General features: G+C 58.3%; 7 protein-coding genes. 3 read left to right on the top strand and 4 right to left on the bottom strand.

From position 1 onward, the window contains the following. Positions 1–157 precede the first annotated feature (157 nt). On the top strand, positions 158–937 hold the full coding sequence (locus ACMLHG_RS04880; protein WP_295808747.1) for an alpha/beta hydrolase: 780 nt from the start codon (positions 158–160) through the stop codon (positions 935–937). After that, complete coding sequence (locus tag ACMLHG_RS04875; protein WP_295808745.1) at positions 922–1,893, top strand: 5'-3' exonuclease; 972 nt, start codon at positions 922–924, stop codon at positions 1,891–1,893. The genes ACMLHG_RS04880 and ACMLHG_RS04875 overlap by 16 nt, the downstream gene beginning before the upstream one ends. A 50-nt stretch (positions 1,894–1,943) precedes the next feature. Here ACMLHG_RS04875 and lexA read toward each other — a convergent pair whose 3' ends face one another. From lexA to mutM, 4 genes are all read right to left on the bottom strand, one after another. Continuing rightward, positions 1,944–2,576, bottom strand: coding sequence for a transcriptional repressor LexA (gene lexA, locus ACMLHG_RS04870; protein WP_294433173.1), 633 nt, complete (start codon positions 2,574–2,576; stop codon positions 1,944–1,946). Positions 2,577–2,618: 42 nt separating this feature from the next. Next, positions 2,619–3,110, bottom strand: a complete 492-nt coding sequence (locus ACMLHG_RS04865) for a hypothetical protein (protein ID WP_417169739.1) — start codon at positions 3,108–3,110, stop codon at positions 2,619–2,621. Then, a complete protein-coding gene (locus tag ACMLHG_RS04860; RefSeq protein WP_417169738.1) occupies positions 3,107–4,321 on the bottom strand; it encodes a pyridoxal phosphate-dependent aminotransferase in 1,215 nt (404 codons plus the stop codon). Before ACMLHG_RS04860 ends, ACMLHG_RS04865 begins: the two co-directional genes overlap by 4 nt. Positions 4,322–4,417: 96 nt before the next feature. Beyond that, positions 4,418–5,242 (bottom strand): bifunctional DNA-formamidopyrimidine glycosylase/DNA-(apurinic or apyrimidinic site) lyase, encoded by an 825-nt coding sequence (mutM, locus tag ACMLHG_RS04855; RefSeq protein WP_417169737.1) that lies wholly within the window; start codon positions 5,240–5,242, stop codon positions 4,418–4,420. 264 nt (positions 5,243–5,506) lie between these two features. On the opposite strand from mutM, the gene ACMLHG_RS04850 reads away from it, so the two are divergent. Beyond that, entirely contained in the window at positions 5,507–6,850 is a 1,344-nt protein-coding gene (locus tag ACMLHG_RS04850; protein WP_417169736.1) for a GntR family transcriptional regulator, read from the top strand. Positions 6,851–6,980: the final 130 nt, after the last annotated feature.

Genomic DNA, 6,980 nt, shown 5'->3' with positions numbered 1-6,980 from the left:
GGAGCGAAAGCCAATATCGCCTTGGCTCGCAAATTCCTCGATATCGTGTATCGAACATTAAAAAACAACTGGATGTTTGAGGATTTTACTCAATTCAAACTCGTAAAAAATTGAGTTTTTCCCGGCATCGAAGTGGAATTTTATCATAGGAGTGAATATGACGATGGAACTCTGTTACAATCCGGCCGCCGGGGAGCGCGGTCTCGGCGACCTCTATCTGCCGGAACACCCGGAACATGCCCCCGTTGCTCTGACCATTCACGGCGGCGGCTGGAGTGCCCAGGACAAATCCAGTTTCTGCGGCGTCTCCCAATTCATTGCCTCGCTGGGCTGGGCGGTCTTCAACATCAACTACCGCCTGACCACCATCGCCCCCTGGCCAGCCTGCGGCGACGACTGCCTCATGGCGGCGAAATTTCTGCTCGACGGCGAAGTGCCGGAGTTCGCCGGGCTGGACCGGCGCAAACTTCTGATCTGCGGCGGTTCGGCAGGCGGCCATCTCGCGCTTATGACCGGACTGCGCCTCCCGCCAAACCGGGTTGCCGGAATCATCTCCATCTCCGGAATCGACGAACTTACCAGCGATTTTGCGCTGCACAGCTTCCGTTACGAGCCATTCTTCGGCGGTGAACCGACGGAAGAAAAACAGACGGAGGCCAATCCGCTCCAATACCTGCGGCCCGATTCTCCGCCGGTCCTGCTCACCCACTGGGACAACGATCAGGTGGTGCCGGTCGAAAGCGCACGACGGTTCCGCGACCGCGGGCGCGCTCTCGGGTGCCGGGTCGACTACTATGAATATTCGACCGAAGACGAGGGCCACGGCATCTGGATCCCCGATTCCAAACCGCACCGGCTCTATCCCCATCTCGAAACGGAACTGACCCGTTTTATCGAAAGCGTCCGCCCGGAGAATCCGCCATGCCCGACGAAGTGATCCTGATCGACGCCTACAGCCAGATTTTCCGCGCCTTCTTCGCCATCCGCATGCTGACCAATTCGCGGGGGGAGCCGACCAATGCGCTTTTCGTCTTCACCCGGCTGCTGCTCCACATCCAGCAGACCTATTCCACCGCCCGGGGAGCGATGCTCTTCGACTGCGGCAAGGTCGGGTTCCGTCTGGAACTCAATCCGGAATACAAAGCGAACCGTCCGCCGATGCCGGATGCGCTCCGCGCCCAGATTCCGGTCATCCGCACCATGGCCGAAGCGTTCGGCTGGCCGCTGCTGGAGGAGCCGGAGTTTGAAGCGGATGATCTCATCGCCGCCATTGCCCGGGCCGCGACTGATGCACCGGTCCGGATCGTCAGCTCCGACAAGGATCTGGCCCAGCTGGTGGACGACCGGGTGCACATGCTTTCGCCCGCCGCAGGCAACGCGGGTTTCGAGGAGCGCGGCACGGAAGAGATCGTCAAAAAATTCTCGGTTCCCCCCTCCCTGATCGTCGATTATCTCTCGCTGATCGGCGACAGTTCGGACAACATTCCCGGCGTTCCCGGCATCGGCCCCAAAAGCGCGGCCCAGCTGCTCACCCAGTTCGGCCCGATCGAACAATGGATCGATCACCCGGAACGGCTTGCCGGTTCCAAATTTGAAAAGAAACTTGCCGGCACCGCCGAGCTTCTGCGTCGCAACCGGAAACTGATTCAGTTGCGGCAGGATCTGCCCGCCCGCTTCCGCAACCTCGACGCCCTGCTGCACCGGAATGAGCCGGACTGGAACAAAATCGCCGGCCTGTGCCGCGAATATGAACTCAAAAGCATTTTGAAGGAGCTCCCCCCTGACGCAACAGCGGATCCGGACGATCTCTTCGCCGCGGCGGCCGCCGAACCGCCAGAACCTCCCCGGCCGGAGGAGAAGAGCGGCGGCATGGTTCAGGGAGAGCTTTTCTAAATAAAAAATGCGGAACTCCGGGAGGAGTTCCGCACAAAGAAGCGACCATTTCAGTATTTGCGCTGCAGGCCGATCACCCGCCCCTGAATCGCGACCTCTTCCGCCGGATAGATCTGTACGTCATATTCCGGATTGGCCGGGCGCAGTTCAATCCTGCCGCCGGTCTTCGGGAAGAAGCTTTTCACGGTAACCTCATTGCCCTGAACCAGGGCCACGACGATATCGCCCGGGCGCGGTTTGTTGCCGGTCTGGGCGACAATCACAATGTCGCCGTCATAGATCCCGAGGTCGCGCATGCTCTCGCCCTGCACCCGCAGTGCGAAGAGCTGATCCAGCGGGTAGTCGTTGACCTGCGCCGACGTAACACAGATCTCCCCCTCCTTGTACTCGAGACTCTCCGCCGGAGCTCCGGCGTTGACCCGCCCGAGCAGCGGAATCATCAGCGCGCCGTGCGGCACACCGCGGGCGCCCCGCATCCGGGACATCAGGCTGATGCTGCGCGCCTTGGAACTGCGCGAGAGCTGTTTTTTACGCTGAAGCGCCCGCAGATGCGCAAACACCGTTGAAGTCTTGATGTTGAAATGATCGGCAATTTCGTACACCGTGGGTGCCATCCCTTCCCGGTCCAGAAATTCCTCTATGAATTCCAGAATATTCTTCTGTTTTTCCGTTAACGTTTTCATTGTCCACCTCGTTTATAACATGCATTCCGATTCCGTCCGGCTTTACAACCGGAATCCGGTGCCTGCGATTACATATTTTCCATCGAGCCGGCCGACCCGGACCATATAGAAAAGCTCATTGCGGACAAGTTGCCCTTTGATCGCCCCGCCGGCGGCCTTTTTCTCAAAGGTGAACTTCCAGACATAATCGCGAACGATGCTTTTATCCAGATCCGTCACATACTGAGCGCTGATGAGCCGGCCCATCGTCTCCGTCAGCTCCTTGTTCATCTGTTCGAACATCTCGGGAGTGACCTTCGTCTTGGAATTCGCCGGGATCACCGCCTTCAATTTGTCGAAGTTGTTCTCTTTCAAAGCTGCGACGAAACCGGCAACATACTCGTCAGCCAGTTTTTTCGCATCTTCGCGCCCCTCTCCGGACATGAGTTCGGGACGCGGCTTCTCTTCCGAACCATTTCCGGAAGTGGAAGCACACCCGCCGGCCAGGACCGAAACGACCATCACGGCGGAGAGGAACCATCCAAATTTTCTCATACACAACCCTCCTTGTTCAATCCACTGCGAAATATTTTTCCGCAAAACGCGGCCAAACTGCCGGCGGCATCTTTCAGCCAAGACGCCGGACAGGCAAACGAGAGGCCGATATACCCTTCTGCGCCGAATTCCCGCCCGGGAACCGCTTCGAGCAGTTCCTCCCGCAGCAACCGTTCACAGAACAAATCCGAATCCATGCCGAAACCGGCAATTCCGCAGAGCAGAGACAGCCCGCCCGCCGGCCGGAAGAGTTCCAGCCCGGGAACCGCTTCCAGACTCCGGCAGAACCATTCCCGATTTTCGACGATCGTGCGCCGGAGCTCTGCCATCTCCTGTTGCACCGGAGCAGTGAGCGCAGCCAGCGCACAGTGCTGATCGAGCGCCGACGCCCCGCCGGAAACCAGCTGCAGCAGCGCGATGATCCGCCCCGAAAGCCACTCCGGCGCGGCGACAAACCCCACCGGATGATTCTCCATGAAACAACCGGCGGAAAATCCGCCTAAAGTGATGCACCGGTTCGCCGCCTCATCTGAAAGCGAGGCGAAACTCACATGCGCCCGGTCCGGTTCACCGATGAATGACGCCAGACACTCATCCGACAACACCATGAAGTTATGCCGCACCGCAATCGCGGCGAGCGCTTCAAGCGTTTCGCGGCGGTAAACGGTTCCCGCCGGCCAGGACGGCGTATTCAAAATCAACAGCCGGGTCCGTCCGGTCACCGCCGCTTCCAGCAACCCCGGCTCCAGTTCAAATCCCTCCTGAGGCCGGGTGCGCAGCTCGACACAGGTTGCACCCGCGGCGTGAACCAGAGCGCGATATTCCATCCGGCAGGGAACCGGAAGAATCACCTCGTCTCCCGGCCCGCACAACGCGGCAATCGCGGCAAACCGGGCAAAGCGTTCCCCGGGCGTCACCACCAGGTTCAACGCGGTACAAGGAACTTTGCAGTCCCGGCTGAGTTTCTCCGCCAGAGCGCGCCGCAGTTCCGGCAGACCGGCCGCCGGAGCCCCTCCGGGTTCCCCCTGCCGCAGCCACTCGATGCAGCTGTCAAGCAGGCCAGCCGGAGGCTCGAAACGCGGAATCTCAAACGCCAGAGAGCGCACGCTCCGCCCGGCGGCCCGAAGTTCGCCGGCCAAAGCATGCAATGCGGTGACTCCCGGCATGGGGACCGCACACATTGCACCGACCGCATTCCGCAAATCTTTCAACGCACTCAACTCCTGTGTATTTTATTAATAATACTACGGAAAACCGAAGTTGCAAATTGTATGGAATTCAAAAAACGGAGTTTCTTCACTCCGGCACTACTTCTGGCAGTGCGGGCAGTAGCAGGAACTGCGTCCGCCGAGCCGCACACACTCCACCGTACGGCCGCATGTGAGACAAGGCTGCCCGTTCCGGCCGTAGATCTGCAGCTCCTGCGCGAATTTCCCTTCCGAACCATCGACGTTGAGGAAATCGGAGATGGAACTTCCGCCAAGTTCAATTGCCCGGGCGAGAATCCGCTTTGCCTCGCGGACGATCCGGCCGCACTCGCTCCGCGTCAGGCTGTCCGCCTGGCGCCGGGGATCCACTCCGGCGGCGAAGAGCGTCTCGGCGGCATAGATGTTGCCGATTCCGGCGACGACGGCGTTGTCCATGAGAAAGCATTTCACCGCGCCGCGCCGGTTGCGCGAAAGACGAAAAAGATACTCTTCATCGAACTTCGCTGTGAGCGGTTCGACGCCGATGCCATCCAGTTCCCGCGGCCAGCCGCCCGGCTCCGGCAGGCGGCACAGTTTGCACACGCTGAAGCGGCGGGTGCATTCGAAACGGAACGCCCGGCCGTCGTCCAGCACGAGAAACAGGTGTTCATGCTTCCGTTTCGGGACAGTGACCGGTTCGACGCGGACCACGCCGGACATGCCGAAGTGCATCAGCAACGCGCGGCCGTCATCCAGTTCGGCGATCACATAGCGGGCGCGGCGGCGGACGTCGACGAACCGCCGCCCCGGCAGTTCCGCGTCGAGCAGCGGGGTGAGCGGCTCCCGCATGGCGGGCGAGAATACGCGAACCTCAACGATTTTCCGACCGACCATAACGCGTTTGAGAGCGCGTCCGATTGTTTCAGCTTCCGGCAGCTCCGGCATAATGCAACACCTGTTTTTCTTTTTAACGGAGAAGGAATGGAAAAATTGTATGACTTATGAAAGAATATGAATTTTTTTTCGGCTTACAGGATTCCGCTGTTCTCCCCCTCTTCCGAATCGCCCTTTTCGATACGCCACACTTGACACAGTCAATAGTACAATCTTTTCTATTTTCTCCCCATCCGTACGGTCGAGAAACTTGACAAAAACCTGTTTCTGATATATTGTAGACCACGGCGAAAACAAAACGACAACGACTTGGCAATGTCAGAAGAACCCCATCTGAAAATCGATAAGAATCTGGAGATCCGCAACCGCCTGCTCGACCGGATCGAAAGCGGCGAGTGGAATACCGGCGACAAACTTCCCGGCGCCCGGCTCCTCGCCCGCGAAGTCGGCTGCTGCTTCACTCATCTGCAGAGCGTCATCGAAAGTCTTGTGCAGCAGGGCATACTTCTAAGCATCCCCCGCAACGGCACCTTCGTGCGGGAAAACTGGCAGAAACGATTGATCCAGAAGTCGTTCCTTCTTTACCACGGCTGTTCGCCCGCAACTCTGCGTCAGGAGCTTGCCCCGCTGATTCAAGATAATCCCGCGCTCTGGATCACTACCAAATCTCAGCGCGGCATCTATGAGATACAGGTCTCTCACTATCTCTTCGGGCACCACGAAGAGTACATGGATCTCACTCCGGTTTTCAACCGGCTCTTTCCCGATACGCAACTCTTCTTTACTTCACAGCTGGACGCCTTCCGCATCGACGGGAAGCTGTACGGGATCCCGCTCTTCTTTTCCCCCCGGATTGTTGCATTCAACCGTAAGATATTCGAGGCAAACAAAGTTCCTGTTCCGCGCCGGAACTGGAGCTGGCAGGAATTCATGGAGTGCATCTGGGCGCTGCGGCAGAGACTGCCGGCAGAAAAGGTTCTCGGCTTTGACTCCCGTCTCTTCTGGTTTTTCACATTTGCCGCCCGTTTCGGCGGGAAAATTCTCGACCCGTCACTCGAAGATCCGGTCTGTCTGGACTCTCCGGAAATGCTTCGAGCTCTCGACAGCATTCTTGAACTTCGCGATATCCTCGGCCCCACCCCCGATGCCCCGTCACACGGTTGCGAACCCGCGCTCCGGATCATCACCCGCCAGGAACTGTACCGCAGCCATTGCAACGGATTGAGCGAAGAGCTCTGCGCAGTGGAACTGCCGCTCCCGGCAGGAGGAAACGACGTCAACGTGCCCGGAGTGGAGCTGCTCTGCATCCGGCAGGAATGCGCGAATCAGGAGCTGGCCGAACAACTGGTAAAATCGGTCCTCTCCGAAAAATTCCAGAATCATCTGGGCAACCTCAAAACCGGAATTCCCATTCGGAAAGATGCCGCAGACCGAAGCCTGAATCCAGCAAATCCGCTTGACGCCCTTTTCCGGCAGGAGATGGACAAGCCGATCGCAATGTACAACTCCTTTTCGATCAAGATATACAATCTTCTCTCTCACGCCATTCTCCATATCTGCACCACCCCACGACCGGAGGCGATGGCCCTGATGCATGACCTGGCTGGAACCATCCGTTTTCTGCTTCGCATCTCCTACGAGAAAGATTTTGTAATCTGAACCGGAAATTTTCACAAGAAACCGTCTTCCCTGCTGCGATATGTCGCCTACGACCCGTCGGCCGACCGGGAAGAGTTCTCTCCCGGGGATTTCGCCGCTGTCTAATAAAATTGAAAAATTTTTTTCTTAT

The organism is Victivallis sp. (assembly GCF_048170485.1).
In the GTDB taxonomy this organism is placed as follows: domain Bacteria; phylum Verrucomicrobiota; class Lentisphaeria; order Victivallales; family Victivallaceae; genus Victivallis.
This window is presented reverse-complemented; position numbering and strand designations above follow the sequence as displayed.